Below are 15854 nucleotides of genomic sequence, written 5' to 3'. Positions count from 1 at the left end.
TTGCGAATAATGCCGACGCCAAAACGGCCAGGATTAGATTAGGGTATAAGACAAACACGTGGAAAGAATTCAGCCTACTCGGCGAAATAGACGGTACCACCCATTTTGGATCCGAAGAATTTAACAGTACAGTAAACGGAGAAACGACATACCCGGTTGTAGCTGATCCAGATTCTTTTCGGTTAAATCGAGCAAACCTTAAATATGCGGGCTTTACCGACACGATAATAAAAGCCGGAAGGCAACGCATAATTTTGAGTGATGCACGATTTGTTGGCAATGTAGGTTGGCGCCAGAACGAGCAAACTTTCGATTCCCTGCGCGTCACGAATGAAAGTGTACCGAATATAAAGATCGATTACTCCTACATCTGGCAAGTGAATAGTATATTTGGTAGCGAAGCTAATTTGGGGGACTATGATTCAAACAGCCATTTGCTCGACGTAAAATATTCTTGGCAAAACTATTTCGATGTAACGGGCTTTGGCCATTTTCTTGATTTTGAGGAAGCGAAGAAAGCATCATCGCTGGCGACATATGGCATCAGACTAAATGGCGATATAAATGGGCCTGATAGTATAAAGTTCAGCTACGGCGCAACCGTCGCCCATCAGGAAAATTATGCGGATAATGATGCTGACATAAGCGAAGATTATTACGCTGTTTCTGGCTCCATTTATTGGAAGAGAATTACCGCCAAGCTTGGGTATGATGTTTTTACCGGAAATGGAACCGTCGCGTTCCAGACCCCTTTGGCAACAGGTCACAAGTTTCAAGGACTGGCAGATGTTTTTTTGACGACGCCCGGCAATGGTTTGGAAGATTTGAACGTTTCAATTGGATACCAGACATTCCCCTTTTTCTATTTCCCGAAGGGCATCAATATCCGCGCAACTTATCATGATTTTGAAGCCGAAAATGGTTCAACTGACATGGGATCTGAATTTGACGTCCTTGCGGCGTTTCCCTTGGATCATGGTTTTAAAATTGTGACTATGTACGCGAATTATGACGGCGCTAATTTCGCTGCTGACAGGGAAAAATTCACGTTTGGTATAAATTATAACTTCTAACCCGACCCACATTCTTTGAGATATTAAGGCGATTACTTTCGTATCATTTTTCCTAACGCATAAATTTGTCCGTTGATTGAGGCGCGCGCCAGATAGTCAAAGGGTATTGCCAATTTGAATGAACTTGTGCCAGTAGTAAAACAGCGTATTTTTTTCACAAGGCTCTTCTTTATGTTCGCGGATATAAGCACACCACTTCTGATTGGCCTGATTGCCGCTCTGTTGGTCACAGGAATGCTTGCAGGATTACTTGCTGGTCTGTTAGGCGTTGGTGGCGGTATTGTCATCGTCCCTGTTCTGTACAATGTATTGTCGTTTTTTGGTGTGAGCGACGACATCCGAATGCATGTGGCCGTCGGGACGTCCCTTGCCATCATCATTCCAACCTCTGCGGTCTCTGCCTTCAGTCATTACAAAAAAGATGCAATTGATACGGCCTTGCTGAAAAGCTGGGGTCCAATGATCTTTATCGGGGTTATTGGCGGTACTGTCCTCGCCGGGTTTGCTAACGCATTTATTCTAACCCTGGTTTTCGCCGTATTAGCATTAATAGTTGCCGTCAATATGGCCTTTCGCCCCGATACACTGAAGTTTTCAGAGTCCTTGCCAAAATCTCCACTGAAAGAATCGTTAGCGCTATTGATCGGCTGGTTTTCGGCAATGATGGGTATCGGCGGTGGTACTTTGGCTGTCCCCATTCTCACGCTATATAATGTTCCCATTCGTAAGGCCGTTGGGACGTCAGCTGCTATTGGATTGATTATTGCCATTCCCGGAACAATAGGGTTTTTGTTATCTGGACTGGATGCAAAGGGCCTTCCTGTAAGCAATTATGGATATGTCAATATATTGGGATTTATGATGATTGTGCCGATGACCGTTTTATTTGCTCCCTTTGGTGCAAAGATTGCCCATCGCATCAATACGGGCTTGCTCAAGAAGACGTTTGCATTCTTTTTGTTCGTCACTTCTATACGCATGTTTTACAGTTTATCCTGATGCCCCCTCTCATCGCAGATGGCACCCGTATTCCATCTCCTGTTCGCGATTTAGAATGGGTGATTTCTTCCCCTCTCCTTCTTAAACAAGCCCCTCGCCCAAATTTATTTGCAGATTCCGAAACTACTGAATTTATCGAAAAATTACGGGCTAACCCGGCGCAGCTTCTTGATTATTTAGCCAATAAAGAAACCAGAGTTCTCGGCGTCTATTTTGAACATTTGATTTTATTCTGGCTTTCTAACCTACCCTCGGTTTCCCTCATCAGTTCCAATCTTCAGGTTTTTCAAGGCACCCGAACAATTGGTGAAATTGATGTTATATTCGAACATGAAAAGAGAGTATTTCACTGGGAAATAGCGGTAAAATTCTATCTGAATATTGGAAACGGTCGACAGGCATCTCATTTCGTCGGTCCAAGATTGAAAGACGCCCTCAATGTAAAACTAAAGCGCATATTTGATCATCAGATCCCGCTTATTGAGGTACCGGAAGCACGTGAGCTGCTGGCGGCGTTAAATGTAAAAGAGGTTGTTTCCTCTGCCATGATGAAAGGTGTTCTGTTCCAGCCACTACCGGGCCCACCAACGCAGATAACGTCTCTTCCGTCGGAAATTTCCAATACCTGTCAATCTGGATCCTGGGTTACTTTGAAAAACATCAACAGGCTAGCCAGTCAAGGTTTCACTCACTTTCTGATTTTGAGTAAAGCCCAATGGTTCACAAGTTTCTATTATTCCGACGAAGTTGTTTCAGGCGACGTGGCGGCTTTGGAAAAGCAGGCAGCTGAATTGCTGAAAAGCGGGAATACCCCCATTATGGTTTGCCTATTTCGCTCATCGGACTCGGGTATTTTCAAATCTAATACTAGATTATTCATAACGCCAGATGATTGGCCAGCCTTAGCTGGAAAATCGTATAATTGTTAAGAATTTGGCGATGGCATAAAGTGCTTCTAAAACATCTACATTATTTTCTACATGAAAATAATGACATTTAGTTGTCGCACAAGCCGCACGCTAGTTTGTAAAAGATCGGCGAGAGAAAAATATCTCCAGCCGACGCGGGCTTCTCGTTTTACTTGAATAGCGGTTTTAACCCTACCCCGCAGATCATCTGGCGGGATTCTGGTTGAACAATTTGAATACTACCGATCGGTTGATTTCTTCGTGCAATCCCTATTCAGGGAATGTATATACCTATATACGAAGCATTTAGAGTATCCAGGCATGTGCATTTGGACAGGAGATGAATAGATGGCGGTAAAAAAGGGCGGCCGTCGCATTTTGATCTATAGCCATGACTCCTTTGGCCTTGGTCATCTTAGACGCTGCCGAACAATGGCTAACTCACTTGTCGAAAAAAATCCAAACTTGTCAGTTTTGATCCTTTCCGGATCTCCAATTATTGGAAGCTTTGATTTCAAGTCCAGAGTTGATTTCGTGCGGATACCGGGAATTATTAAGCTGCGGAATGGTGAATATACATCGTTGAGTCTGCATATCGATACGGAACAAACGCTGGCCATGCGCGCGTCCATCATTCGCCATACGGCGGAGACGTTTGATCCCGATATATTCATTGTCGACAAAGAGCCATATGGATTACGTGGTGAAGTCGCGGAAACATTGGAGATACTTAAAAAGCGCGGAACTCATCTCGTCCTGGGTTTGCGAGATGTTCTCGACGATCCAGCCCTCCTTGTTCCGGAATGGAAACGAAAGAATGTTCTTCCCGCGCTGGAAAATTTATATGATGACATTTGGATCTTTGGCGTAAAGCAAATTTATAACCCACTGGCGGAAATTGAGATTTCGGCCCGGGTAAAGCGCAAAATTTCCTACACTGGATATTTACCGCGCGCGGTGCAATCTGGAACAGATCCGGCCATCCTTAGTGAGATGAATGAGCCATATGCGTTAATCACTGTAGGCGGTGGCGGCGATGGGGAAGTTTTAATCGACTGGGTGCTGCGGGCCTATGAAGAAGAGAAAGAACCGCCCCTATCTGCTCTTTTCGTTCTGGGGCCATTTATGCCTCCGGAAATTCGCGCAAGTTTCCGTGATAGAATTGCGAAACTCGATCGGGTTCGTGCGGTAACATTTGATAGTCACCTTGAAAGCCTGATGGAAGAAGCGTCTGCAGTCGTTGCTATGGGTGGATACAACACCTTTTGCGAAATTCTCTCTATGGACAAAAGAGCTTTGATTATCCCCCGAACCGTTCCCAGGCTCGAACAGTATATTCGGTCCACGCGGGCGGCAGAGACTGGATTAATTGGGGTCCTGATAGATGATGGTGTCCGGGATCCGGATACAATGCTGACCGCGTTGAGACAACTCGCTCAGCAAAAGAAACCTTCGGAAGTTATTATACCAGGGCTTCTGGATGGCCTGACCAACTTAAACAGGCTCGTTCGTCTTCGATTCAAATCTGTCGACAAGCGTAAGTCAGAAACCGTATCAAACATTCTTTCTAAGGCAGTAGATTAACTACTGTCTTCGGCAAGCCGAATATAAACTGTTTCACCGCCATGGAGTTCAGCCGTATCCAGCAAAGGCAATTTATTACGTCGCATCATATTTTGCAGATCTTTGACATAGGCTTCTCTCCGTTCGGAATAATTGATCAACGTTCCGACCAATCCCGGACCGGTAGGTGTCTGACCTTTCAATCGGATAGAGGCGCGCTGTTTACGAAATCCATCATAGGCCGTATTAGAATTTAAATTCAGCATATAGGCCTGGATGGACGCGAGCGGTGTTTTAAAGGCCTTAATACTATAGGTGCCTTTACTTTTCCGTTGTTCCTTTGGTTTAATGCCGCCTGTATAGCTCCATTGACCGAATAATGCGTTCCCTTCGGCCGCAAATCGGGATGTCCCCCAACCACTTTCATCAGCCATTTGCGCTATCATCAGGCTCGCAGGGACAATATCCATACGGTTTTGCAGCCCGGAAAACAGAGTATCATCAATTTCAACATGTGGTAGTTGGTAGTCTCCGGCTTTTTTTCGAAGCCACTTCTGATCATGTGTGTCAAGAGAGCCAGCTTTGTGCGCAGTTTTCAGTCGAGAAAGTTTTTCACGGTCCCGCAATACAAGGCTGTTTCCCACTAAGGCCAAGGGGATTGCAAATCTAAAGAATGTCTTCTTTTTGTTTGCTACTGTTAAAGAGGGCGCAACTTTTTTACGCCAACTATTGGGAATATCCAAAATAACGATTGGCGGAATCTTCTGGCTACCATTAATCCATTTTTCGACAACGTAGTTCCGATCAATAAAATACTTATCCAATTCTTCAAAATTACCAATATTGATTGTCTCCGAATGGGCAATAGAGAATGTCATTGCCACAGCTGAAACGACCATGCTCAGCCCCACGATCCAACCACTAAGCATCTGTTTTATTGATATTCTATTCATCACAATAGCCCGCTAAATACTATTTATTTAAGTTAAATCGACGATACGTCAATTGCTGATAGATGGGTACGGAGACTTTTTACAAGTTTTCCTTATCTCAAAAACGACTCACACCCAAATATGCTAAATAGTCAGCCAAGCTTCTTTTCGCTCTGTTTTTCTCATGAGAAATTTACTCCTTTCCGACCCGCTTTTGTACAGTAACGACACAAAATTAATTATTCGCAAACAATAGATCATTTGCACATTTTTAAACTTGCAACAGCGGCAGAAGAGGTGAAATGTTTTGATTTATTAAGCCCGACTAAAGAGGGAGAAAAGGGTGATGAGCGAAAAATTTGACGCGATTATTATTGGTGCGGGCGTAATTGGAGCCTGCATTGCATTTGAGCTGGCAAAATCAGGACGGAAGGTTCTGTCTCTTGATCGGTTGCCAACATCTGGCTATGGATCGACTGCCGCCTCCTGCGCTATCATCCGGACATATTATTCATCCATTGATACCTGCGCCCTCGCCTACGAAGGCTGGTTCTATTGGACAGATTGGGCGAGCTATATTGGTGTTGAAGATGAAAAAGGATTGATCAAATATAACAATACAGGCGCTTTGATCGTTAAAACACCCCACAATAATCATATGTCGAAAATATGCGATCTTATGGACCGCATTAACTGCCCCTATGAAGATCTCACCGTAGAGCAAATGCGCGACAAGCTCCCCATCATGGATACCCATCAGTTCGAACCGGTAAAAAGACCGAATGATCCTGACTTCGGGGAACCCACAGGTGATGCAGTCAGCGGTGGCGTGTTTTTCCCGCGCGGCGGCTATGTTAGTGATCCACAATTAGCGGCCCATAATGCACAGCGTGCAGCTGAAGCTCACGGTGCGCTTTTTAGGTTCAATAAAGAAGTGACAACAATCCGTCAGAAAAGCGGAAATGTCACAGGTGTTACATTAAAGGACGGTAGCGAAATTGACGCGCCGATCGTTGTCAATGTAGCAGGACCACATTCTTCCAAGATTAATGAAATGGCAAATGTTCTCGACGATATGAAAATGACGACCCGAGCGTTGCGCCATGAAGTGGCTCATGTCCCTTCCCCCGCTAATTTTGACTTTGAAAAGGATGGCGTTGTCCTGTCGGACAGTGATGCGGGTATCTATTGCCGACCAGAACTTGGAAATCATATTCTTATTGGATCCGAAGATCCTGAATGTGATGTTCAGGAGTGGGTCGATCCAGATAACTTCGATGAGAATTTTACGGAACAGTGGAATGCACAAGTCTTGCGTCTTGCGCAACGTTTCCCGGAAATGGGTATACCGCAACAGGCTAAAGGCGTTGTGTCCCTTTATGACGTGACAAAGGATTGGGTCCCAATATATGACAAAACCAGCCTTGACGGTTTTTATCTGGCCATCGGAACAAGTGGTAATCAGTTTAAAAATGCACCGGTGGCAGGACGTATGATGGAGAAACTCATCCGTGAATGTGAAAATGGCCGGGACCATGACTCCGACCCCGTTAGTTTTTATCTTGAAAATGTTGGATATGAATTATCCATGGCAACCTTCTCTCGTAATCGAGAGGTTAGTCAGGACAGTAGCTTCACAGTCCTTGGCTAAATAATCTGAAAGGGAAAAATATGAAGTCCCATGTCAAAGTAGCCGTGATCGGTGGTGGTGTCGTTGGGTGCTCGGTTTTGTACCATTTGGCAAAGCTTGGATGGACGGATATTGCGCTTATCGAACGATCGGAATTAACCTCCGGTTCTACATGGCACGCCGCTGGTGGGTTTCATACGCTCAATTCAGATACCAATATCGCGGCTCTTCAGGGATATACAATTCGTCTTTACAAAGAACTGGAAGAGCTTTCCGGCCAATCTTGTGGATTACATCATGTGGGCGGCGTGACGCTCGCTGGCACAGAAGACCGAATGGATTATCTTAAAGCTGAACGGGCAAAACACCGGTATATGGGACTGGATACTCATCTTGTGACGCCGGAGGAAATCAAAAAGCTTTCGCCGATCACGAATGTAGATGGCGTCATCGGCGGCCTCTACGATCCACTGGACGGTCACCTTGATCCATCGGGAACAACGCAGGCTTATGCCCAATGCGCCCGCAAACTGGGCGCAGAAATTTATCTTCGCAACCCCGTTCGCGAGCTCAATCATCGACCGGACGGCAGTTGGGATGTTGTTACTAAGGATGGAACCATACATGCAGAGCATGTGGTCAACGCCGGCGGGTTATGGGCTCGTGAACTTGGAGAAATGGTCGGAATTTTTCTCCCCCTCCACCCAATGGAGCATCAGTATCTTATTACAGAAGATATTCCGGAGATTTATGAACTCGGAAAAGAACATCCTCATGTGATGGATCCGGAAGGTGAAAGCTATTTGCGTCAGGAAGGTCGCGGGATTTGCATTGGTTTCTATGAGCAGGCCTGTGATCCCTGGGCCGTCAATGGCACACCCCTGGATTTCGGCCATGAGCTCTTGCCCAACAAACTGGATCGTATCGGCGACAGCATGGAATTTGCCTTTAATCGCTTTCCGGTTCTGGAGCGAGCGGGCATCAAGAATGTCATCAACGGCCCCTTTACCTTTGCTCCGGACGGAAACCCTCTTGTCGGCCCCGTCCCCGGTGTAAAAAACTACTGGTCCGCATGCGCCGTCATGGCGGGTTTTAGTCAAGGTGGTGGCGTCGGTTTGACAATCGCAGAATGGATGATCGAAGGCGAACCAACACAAGATGTCTTTGCCATGGATGTAGCGAGATACGGGGATTACTCTTCACGGGCCTATGCTCGAAAAAAAGTGACGGAAAACTATCAACGCAGATTTACCATTAGCTATCCGAATGAAGAATTGCCAGCAGCACGCCCCTATCAAACGACCCCCGCTTATTCTGTCTGGAAAGAAAGAAATGCCGTATTCGGTCAAGGATATGGCATGGAAGTTGTCAATTACTTCGCATTGGACGGGGAACCGCTACACGAGACCCCCAGCTTTAGACGGTCCAATGCGTTTGAAGCCATCGCTCAGGAATGCAACGCTGTTAGAACAGCTGTTGGTATCACGGAGGTGCATAATTTCGGAAAGTATAAAATTTCCGGCCCTGGCGCAGCTGATTGGTTGGATACAATCATGGCTGGTCGTATTCCCAAAGTCGGCCGCCTGTCCTTAAGCCCGATGCTCAGTCCAAAAGGTCGTCTCATTGGTGATTTCACCATTGCCCGACTGGCCGATCAAGAATTTCAGCTGACAGCTTCATTTGGCGCGCAGGCTTATCATCTTCGCTGGTTCTGGGACCATCAACCAACGGAAGGTGTCCATATCGAAAACGTCAGTCTGGATCGGATCGGATTTCAAATCGCTGGACCCAACGCGCGTGATTTACTGGCAAAAATCACTACGGAAGATGTCTCAAAAGAAGCCTTTAGCTTCATGTCCGTCAAGCAAATGGAGGTTGGGCTATCAGATGCCATCGTACAGCGCGTGACATATACCGGTGATCTTGGCTACGAGATTTATGTACCTGCAACAGATCAAATCGCACTTTACGAGGCGATAACGAATGCCGGTGTTGAATTTGGCCTTCGTCCTTTCGGTATGCGGGCCATGATGAGTTTGAGACTCGAAAAATCCTTTGGTTCCTGGCTTCGGGAATACAAACCCGATTATACCGCCGAAGAGACTGGACTTGATCGATTTGTATCTTACAACAAACCAGTTGATTTTATCGGAAAAGCAGCCGTTATGAAGGAAAAGGCAGAAGGTCCTAAGCGCCGCCTTTGCACTTTTGTCGTCGATGCGCTGGACGCGGATGTTTGGGCAGATGAACCTATCTGGAAAGACCAAAAAGTCGTTGGATTTGTCACCTCTGGCGGTTACGCCCACTATGTACAGAAATCGGTTGCCTTAGGATTTGTCCCGACAGAAATGATCGAGGATGGCGCGAAATTTGAAATCGAAATCTTGGGGGAAATGCGGCCGGCGATATTGATTACGGAGCCACTTTTAGATCCGACGGCCATGCGCATGCGAGGCTAGAAAATACTTTTTGGGAGAAAACTATGTCAGAGGATACAAAACGGACAACAGGTCGTCGCTCCAGACGTGGCGCGCGCGTCAAAGCCTCTTTCACCCAATTACCAAAACGTAAATTCATAAATACTTTCAAACCTGTAGAGATCATTTCTGAAGATCAAGTAGAGGCTATACATAATGCTTCTCTGGACATTCTTGAGAATATCGGAATTGTGGTGCGTCTCGACGAAGCACGAGATATTCTTCGCAAAGCCGGGCAAAAAGTCGATGAAGATACTCATATTGTGTATTTCGATCGAGAGTTCGTGTTAGATGCCATGTCCCACGCACCCGCAGAATTCACTATTCATGCGCCAAACCCAGAATGGAATATGGAGATTGGCGGCGATAATGTGGCCTTTGCCATGGGCGCCAGCATGCCTAATTGCTCTGACCTCGATGGTGGACGACGAACCGGCAATCAGGAGGATTATCGAAAATTCCTAAAACTCGCGCAAAGCTTTAACGTCATTGCGACAGCGGGTGGTTATCCTGTTGAACCCGTAGATATTCATGCCTCTATCCGACATTTGGAATGCGGGCGGGATTTTGCGACTTATACAGATAAACCACCTTATGTTTATTCCTTGGGCCGTGATCGAAATATGGACGGCATTGAAATGGCTCGGATTGCCCGCGGTATTAGTCACGAACAGATGTTGCAGGAACCAAGTCTGTTTACGGTTATTAATTCCAACTCACCCTTGATGCTCGACCAACCAATGCTGCTTGGAATTATTGAAATGGCACGGCACGGGCAAGTTATTATGCTAACACCCTTTACGTTAGCTGGCGCGATGGCTCCAGTAACCATAGGCGGCGCCCTCACCCAGCAAAATGCGGAAGCTCTTGCCGGCATGAGCATTGCGCAAACTGTGCGGCCCGGGGCCCCGGTAGTATATGGTGGCTTCACGTCAAATGTTGATATGAAATCTGGCGCCCCGGCATTTGGAACGCCTGAATATACTAAGGCCGCCATCGCTACAGGCCAACTCGTACGACGATATAATGTCCCGTATCGCACCTCCAATGTAAACGCATCAAACGTACCGGATGCGCAAGCTGCATATGAATCTCAAATGGCGCTCTGGGGTGTCGTGCTAGGCCATGGAAATTTTGTAAAACATGCAACGGGTTGGCTAGAAGGCGGCCTCACAAACTCGTTCGAAAAAGTCGTCATGGACGTGGAAATGATCCAGATGATGTCGGAATTAATGACCCCAATCGATACGTCGCCAGAAGCTTTAGGTCTCGATGCGATGCGTGAGGCGGGTCATGGCGGGCATTTCTTTGGCACGAAACATACTCAGGAACGATATGAAGCTGCGTTCTATTCACCTATTTTGTCAGACTGGAGGAACTTCGAAAGTTGGGCAGAAGCTGGTTCTCCTGACGCATTAACACGGGCAAACCGAATATATAAAGATGTTTTAGCGGAGTACGAGGCTCCAAAATTGGACCCAGCCATACGAGACGAATTAAACGAATTTGTCGATAAACGTATTGCCGAAGGCGGTGTTAAAACGGACTTTTAAATCGACGAGATCCTTTTCATTCAAAACAAGCGCGGATCAAAACCGTTTTATTAATAAGTAGCGTATTTTTCTTGCTCTTAAATGTATGCGCCCTAGATTAGCATTACAGTTTTACCAACAGGAGTAATAATGCGCCAATTACATAGATTACCTTTTCGAAAATCAGTTTTTTGTGTGTCGCTGCTTGTCGCCATGGGCAGCGCTTCTTTGGTTGTTGCAGAAAGTTGCGAGGCAGAATTTAAGACGCAGTTAGAGAAATTGGACCTTCCTAAAGAACGCATTAAGGATAGCTATACAATAGACATTTATGAAACAAGTGGAAGCCGAATTTCACGAGTTGAAGGCTGGGTCAGTTTCAACGATTGTAAAGGTAATTTGGTCGTGAAATTTGAAAGAAGCTGCCTCTTTTCAAGTACCTACACGACAACAGAATGCACCGTACCCGGTGTAAAGAAATTTTAGAAATTTGGTAGTTGTCCAAAATTCTAATATCACGACAACGTCAAGAATTATGAATAGATTCATACCTTTCAACGCTCTATGTCTTAAATAGATATCCTTTTGAATAGGAGCGAAATGATGAAAAAAGGAAGCCGATTTACTTCACATTATTTTCCAATACTCACACTGTTCATGATGATGTTAACAATTCCTACTTACGCGAACGCAAATACTTGCTCACGAGAGTTTGATAAAGAAATCAAAGAGCTAGGAATTCAGAAGGATCAAATTTCGAATTTCTCCACGATAAAAATTTACGGTACGGGAGAGAGCGGGGGTGGAAACCTACAAAGGGTGGAAGGTTGGATTAGTTTTAAGGACTGTAAAGGGAACTTGATTATTAATCTTAACGAAATCTGCGCACCACAAAGCAATTACACAACGAACGAATGTTCAGTTGCCGGTGTCGAAAATTACTAACCGTAAGTCCAATTTCTCAATTATGCGTCGTAATCGACAATAACATCTTCTGTTAATGGATGCGATTGGCAAGTTAGTACATAACCTTCGGCAACTTCGCTGTCTTCCAGAGCATAATTGAGATCCATGAACACCTCGCCACGGACAACCTTCGCACGGCAAGTGGAGCAAACCCCGCCTTTACAGGCGTAAGGTAAATCCATTCCCTGACTCAAGGCGACGTCAAGAATTGATCTCCCGTCTTCGCGGACATCAATATCCGATTGCCGGCCACCTAAAACAATGCGAACTTGCCGCTTGGGACCCTCACCTTTTGTTTGCTTCTTCGGAATTCCCGACGCTTTTATCGCCGCCTCCGTGATAAACAATTCGAAATGTATATGGTGGGGTTCAATACCACCGTTTTGTAAAACATCCTTTACTTCCAAGATCATTTGTTCAGGACCACAGAGGAAGGCGTCACTGATTTTGGTGATATCTACTAGGTTGTCGAAAATCTGCTTGCATTTATCACCGGTGATACGCCCGTTAAAAAGCTCAGCGTCCTGATGCTCCCTACTAAGAATATGCATAAGGTTCAATCTGTTAGTGTAGATATTTTTTAAATCTTCCAATTCTTCCAAAAATAAAATACTGGCAACGGACCTATTACCGTAAATCAAAGTAACTTGGCTGTTTTTCTCAGTTTTCAAAATTGTCTTAACGATGGATATGATGGGTGTGATGCCACTACCAACAGCAATTGCTAAATAACTCTTGGCATTCTCCAAATTCAATTCTGAATAAAACCGACCTTGTGGCTCCATCACCTCAAGGGTCTGTCCCGGTGCAAAATTTTCATTTGCATGACTGGAAAATACGCCACCATCAATCTGCTTGATGGCGACACGCAGTTCGTCGTCACCAACCGCGCTGCAAATTGAATAGGACCGACGAAATTCTTCGCCCTCCAAATTCTTTTTTAATGTCAGATGTTGACCTTGTGTAAATTGGTAAGCCGCTTTCAGCTCTTCGGGTACATCGAACGTAATGGAAACCGCGTCACGGGTTTCCCGCGTTACATTTTTAATTGTCAAAGGATGGAAAATAGTCACGTCTGTATCCTACACACATTTGAAATAGTCGAAAGGTTCCAGGCAGTCCTGGCATTTATAGTGCGCTTTGCAGGCGGTTGAGCCAAATTCACTAACCATCACTGTATTTGTCGAACGGCATTGCGGGCACCCAACCGCGTCATGCCCCAAAAGAGCACCTTTGCTTTTGCCAGTAGGCGGTGCAATACCAAATGCCCGTAGTTTTTCACGTCCATCTTCAGTTATCCAGTCAGTCGTCCAAGCCGGAGAGAGCTCCGTACAAATATCAAAATTGTCGACGGCATGTAACTTGAGTATCGTCGAGATGTCCTGTTCAATAACATCCATTGCCGGACAGCCAGAATATGTAGGGGTAATAATGACCTGCAACCGACCGTCCAGATACCGAACGTCCCGGATAATACCCATATCTTCAACACTTAACACAGGGATTTCTGGATCCTTTACCAGTTCGAGTACGGCCTTAATGTCCTCTATGGCCAGCATGGTTACCATTTCGCATCTGGATAGGCGCGCTGCAAAAACTGCATTTCAGCCAGCAGGTAACCGAGATGCTCCGAGTGCTTGCCTTCCCGGCTTCCTCTGACAGACCAGGTATCTTCGGGCCGTTCCAAGGTTGCTTCCGCGAGCACGGCGTTTACTGCGTTATCCCACTGTGGTTTTAAGGCTGACACATCTACTCCAATGCCGTCAGCCACTAATTCCGCATCAACTTCGTCCATATCGAACATCTCCGGAAGAAACCCCCAAAGCTCGTCGATAGCGACTTGCATTTTCTCGTGGCTTTCCGTGGTTCCGTCACCTAAGCGAAGAACCCAGTTTGTGCTGTGACGGCGATGATAGGTTATTTCTTTAAGCGATTTAGCTGCGATCGCTGCAATCCGCTCGTCCTTAGACTGACATAATTTTTCAAATTGCAAATACTGGAAATTATCAAAGAAGAACTGCCGTACAATGGTTTTAGCAAAGTCTCCATTGGGCTGTTCTAAAAGAAGTAAATTTCGCCAAGCTTGTGTATCCCGATGAAAGGCAAGCTTGTCTTCATCACGGCCCGCTCCTTCCACCTCCGCTGCGTAGGAAAGTAAGAGTCGAGATTGCCCCACCAAGTCCAATCCAATATTTGTCAGGGCAAGTTCCTCTTCCAGAATGGGCGCGTGTCCGCACCATTCTGCCAACCGCTGCCCCAGTATCAAACTGTTGTCGCCAAGCCTCAGAAGATATTCGAAAAGTGATTGATTATCGGTCATTTACATATGCCCTACTTCTTCAGGAATTTCGTAAAACGTTGGATGCCGATATGTTTTGTCATCACTCGGTTCATAGAAATTGCCTTTGTCTTCCGGATTCGAAGCTGTAATATCAGTCGTTTTTACAACCCAAATACTGACACCCTCGCTACGTCGCGTGTAAACATCCCGAGCATTGGTCAGCGCCATTTCTGCGTCTGAGGCATGCAGGCTTCCCACATGCTTGTGATCCAAGCCGTTTTTGCTTCGGATGAATACTTCGAACAATGGAAGTTCATTTGCCATTTTATTGTTCATAGTCGCTTTTCCTTGCTCACGCCGCATCTACGGTCCGTAATTTCTGTTTTTCAGCATAAGCAAGAGCGGCATCCCTCACCCATTTACCGCCATCATGCGCCTCGACACGAGCCTTCAATCTTTCGCGATTGCACAAGCCGTTGCCTTTCACCACGTTTTTGAATTCAATCCAATCGATTTCACCAAAATCGTATGAGCCCCGATCTTCGTTCCAAAACAGTTCATCATCGGGAATGCGCAAATCAAGAAATTCCGCCTGCGGAACTGTCGCATCAATAAATTTCTGTCGGAGATCGTCATTGGATTGCCGTTTAATTTTCCATTTCATGGACTGGGCCGATTGTGGGGACTCCGTGTCGTTCGGCCCGAACATCATCAAGGACGGCCACCACCAGCGATTTAAGGCATCCTGAGCCATAGCTTTTTGTTCTACCGTGCCTTGGGCCATGGTCATCATAATTTCGTAACCTTGGCGTTGATGAAAACTCTCTTCTTTACAGATTTTCACCATAGCCCGTGCATAAGGGCCATAGGAACAACGACATAATGCTATTTGGTTGGTTATGGCGGCGCCGTCGACAAGCCAACCAATCGCGCCAACATCTGCCCAAGACAATGTAGGATAATTAAAAATACTGGAATATTTGGCTTTGCCCGTATGCAGCTGATCATACATTTCATCACGGGAAACACCCAATGTCTCCGTCGCGCTATACAAATACAGCCCATGGCCACCCTCGTCTTGGATTTTTGCCATCAGAACGGCTTTTCTCTTTAAGGAAGGAGCTCGGGTCAGCCAATTTCCTTCTGGCAGCATCCCAACGATTTCCGAATGAGCGTGCTGTGACATCTGACGGATCAGCGTCTGACGATATCTATCCGGCATCCAGTCTTTTGGTTCGATCCGTTGCTCAGCGTCGACTTTAGCTTGAAAAGCAATTTCCCGCTCTTCATCCGTCCATTCTTTATCTGTATTTACGACATCCATTGTCCGCTCCAGGTCCTAAATTCACAGGCTTAGCTCTATATGATACATTTTTTAAATTTTTACAACAATAAATGTATCATAATTAACATATTCAACTTCTTTCCAATTGTATGAACCTCTGTATAATTCACGCTAGGCCACTGAATAAACACAATAAAAACGCCGGAGTTAA

The 15854-nt window shown here is 45.7% G+C and carries 14 protein-coding genes; 8 read left to right on the top strand and 6 right to left on the bottom strand.

Annotated features, from left to right (window positions below; all coding sequences use genetic code 11):
- From V7723_RS14350 to V7723_RS14335, 4 genes are all read left to right on the top strand, one after another.
- The coding region (locus tag V7723_RS14350; protein ID WP_335685175.1) for an alginate export family protein at positions 1-1073 on the top strand (1073 nt) is incomplete at its 5' end.
- A gap of 171 nt (positions 1074-1244) precedes the next feature.
- Entirely contained in the window at positions 1245-2072 is an 828-nt protein-coding gene (locus tag V7723_RS14345; RefSeq protein WP_335685174.1) for a sulfite exporter TauE/SafE family protein, read from the top strand.
- Positions 2072-3001, top strand: a complete 930-nt coding sequence (locus V7723_RS14340) for a DUF1853 family protein (protein ID WP_335685173.1) — start codon at positions 2072-2074, stop codon at positions 2999-3001. Before V7723_RS14345 ends, V7723_RS14340 begins: the two co-directional genes overlap by 1 nt.
- A gap of 327 nt (positions 3002-3328) precedes the next feature.
- The gene (locus V7723_RS14335; RefSeq protein WP_335685172.1) at positions 3329-4564 is read left to right on the top strand and encodes a glycosyltransferase family protein; all 1236 of its coding nucleotides are present in this window, start codon (positions 3329-3331) and stop codon (positions 4562-4564) included.
- On the opposite strand, the gene V7723_RS14330 is transcribed toward V7723_RS14335, so the two are convergent.
- Positions 4561-5496, bottom strand: a complete 936-nt coding sequence (locus tag V7723_RS14330) for a glucosaminidase domain-containing protein (protein ID WP_335685171.1) — start codon at positions 5494-5496, stop codon at positions 4561-4563. The two genes, V7723_RS14335 and V7723_RS14330, sit on opposite strands and share 4 nt — an antisense overlap.
- 325 nt (positions 5497-5821) lie before the next feature.
- On the opposite strand from V7723_RS14330, the gene V7723_RS14325 reads away from it, so the two are divergent.
- From V7723_RS14325 to V7723_RS14310, 4 genes are all read left to right on the top strand, one after another.
- Positions 5822-7126, top strand: coding sequence for an NAD(P)/FAD-dependent oxidoreductase (locus tag V7723_RS14325; RefSeq protein WP_335685170.1), 1305 nt, complete (start codon positions 5822-5824; stop codon positions 7124-7126).
- A gap of 20 nt (positions 7127-7146) precedes the next feature.
- Positions 7147-9564 (top strand): GcvT family protein, encoded by a 2418-nt coding sequence (locus V7723_RS14320; protein WP_335685169.1) that lies wholly within the window; start codon positions 7147-7149, stop codon positions 9562-9564.
- Positions 9565-9587: 23 nt separating this feature from the next.
- Positions 9588-11135: a trimethylamine methyltransferase family protein gene (locus V7723_RS14315; RefSeq protein WP_335685168.1), complete on the top strand. Its 1548-nt coding sequence runs from the start codon at positions 9588-9590 to the stop codon at positions 11133-11135.
- A gap of 129 nt (positions 11136-11264) precedes the next feature.
- Positions 11265-11597: a hypothetical protein gene (locus V7723_RS14310; RefSeq protein ID WP_335685167.1), complete on the top strand. Its 333-nt coding sequence runs from the start codon at positions 11265-11267 to the stop codon at positions 11595-11597.
- Positions 11598-12076: 479 nt separating this feature from the next.
- Here V7723_RS14310 and paaE read toward each other — a convergent pair whose 3' ends face one another.
- From paaE to paaA, 5 genes are read right to left on the bottom strand one after another with little or no spacing between them, the layout of a single operon-like run.
- Positions 12077-13150, bottom strand: a complete 1074-nt coding sequence (gene paaE / locus V7723_RS14305) for a 1,2-phenylacetyl-CoA epoxidase subunit PaaE (protein WP_335685166.1) — start codon at positions 13148-13150, stop codon at positions 12077-12079.
- Between the two features lie 9 nt (positions 13151-13159).
- Positions 13160-13645: a 1,2-phenylacetyl-CoA epoxidase subunit PaaD gene (gene paaD / locus V7723_RS14300; RefSeq protein WP_335685165.1), complete on the bottom strand. Its 486-nt coding sequence runs from the start codon at positions 13643-13645 to the stop codon at positions 13160-13162.
- On the bottom strand, positions 13639-14397 hold the full coding sequence (gene paaC / locus V7723_RS14295; RefSeq protein ID WP_335685164.1) for a 1,2-phenylacetyl-CoA epoxidase subunit PaaC: 759 nt from the start codon (positions 14395-14397) through the stop codon (positions 13639-13641). Before paaC ends, paaD begins: the two co-directional genes overlap by 7 nt.
- Positions 14398-14682: a 1,2-phenylacetyl-CoA epoxidase subunit PaaB gene (paaB, locus tag V7723_RS14290; RefSeq protein WP_335685176.1), complete on the bottom strand. Its 285-nt coding sequence runs from the start codon at positions 14680-14682 to the stop codon at positions 14398-14400. It abuts the gene before it with no gap.
- Between the two features lie 28 nt (positions 14683-14710).
- Complete coding sequence (gene paaA / locus V7723_RS14285; protein WP_335685163.1) at positions 14711-15682, bottom strand: 1,2-phenylacetyl-CoA epoxidase subunit PaaA; 972 nt, start codon at positions 15680-15682, stop codon at positions 14711-14713.
- Between the last annotated feature and the right edge of the window lie 172 nt (positions 15683-15854).

The organism is Sneathiella sp. (genome assembly GCF_036960985.1).
Classification (GTDB): domain Bacteria; phylum Pseudomonadota; class Alphaproteobacteria; order Sneathiellales; family Sneathiellaceae; genus Sneathiella.
The sequence above is the reverse complement of the archived record's forward strand: the minus strand, read 5'-3'. Positions and strand labels throughout refer to the sequence as shown.

Coding starts and splice junctions, on each gene's coding strand:
- V7723_RS14315 (WP_335685168.1), top strand. CDS start 9,588: ATGTCAGAGGATACAAAACGGACAACAGGTCGTCGCTCCAGACGTGGC.
- V7723_RS14335 (WP_335685172.1), top strand. CDS start 3,329: ATGGCGGTAAAAAAGGGCGGCCGTCGCATTTTGATCTATAGCCATGAC.
- V7723_RS14330 (WP_335685171.1), bottom strand. CDS start 5,496: ATGAATAGAATATCAATAAAACAGATGCTTAGTGGTTGGATCGTGGGG.
- V7723_RS14320 (WP_335685169.1), top strand. CDS start 7,147: ATGAAGTCCCATGTCAAAGTAGCCGTGATCGGTGGTGGTGTCGTTGGG.
- paaA (WP_335685163.1), bottom strand. CDS start 15,682: ATGGATGTCGTAAATACAGATAAAGAATGGACGGATGAAGAGCGGGAA.
- V7723_RS14310 (WP_335685167.1), top strand. CDS start 11,265: ATGCGCCAATTACATAGATTACCTTTTCGAAAATCAGTTTTTTGTGTG.
- paaD (WP_335685165.1), bottom strand. CDS start 13,645: ATGGTAACCATGCTGGCCATAGAGGACATTAAGGCCGTACTCGAACTG.
- paaC (WP_335685164.1), bottom strand. CDS start 14,397: ATGACCGATAATCAATCACTTTTCGAATATCTTCTGAGGCTTGGCGAC.
- V7723_RS14340 (WP_335685173.1), top strand. CDS start 2,072: ATGCCCCCTCTCATCGCAGATGGCACCCGTATTCCATCTCCTGTTCGC.
- V7723_RS14345 (WP_335685174.1), top strand. CDS start 1,245: ATGTTCGCGGATATAAGCACACCACTTCTGATTGGCCTGATTGCCGCT.
- paaB (WP_335685176.1), bottom strand. CDS start 14,682: ATGGCAAATGAACTTCCATTGTTCGAAGTATTCATCCGAAGCAAAAAC.
- V7723_RS14325 (WP_335685170.1), top strand. CDS start 5,822: ATGAGCGAAAAATTTGACGCGATTATTATTGGTGCGGGCGTAATTGGA.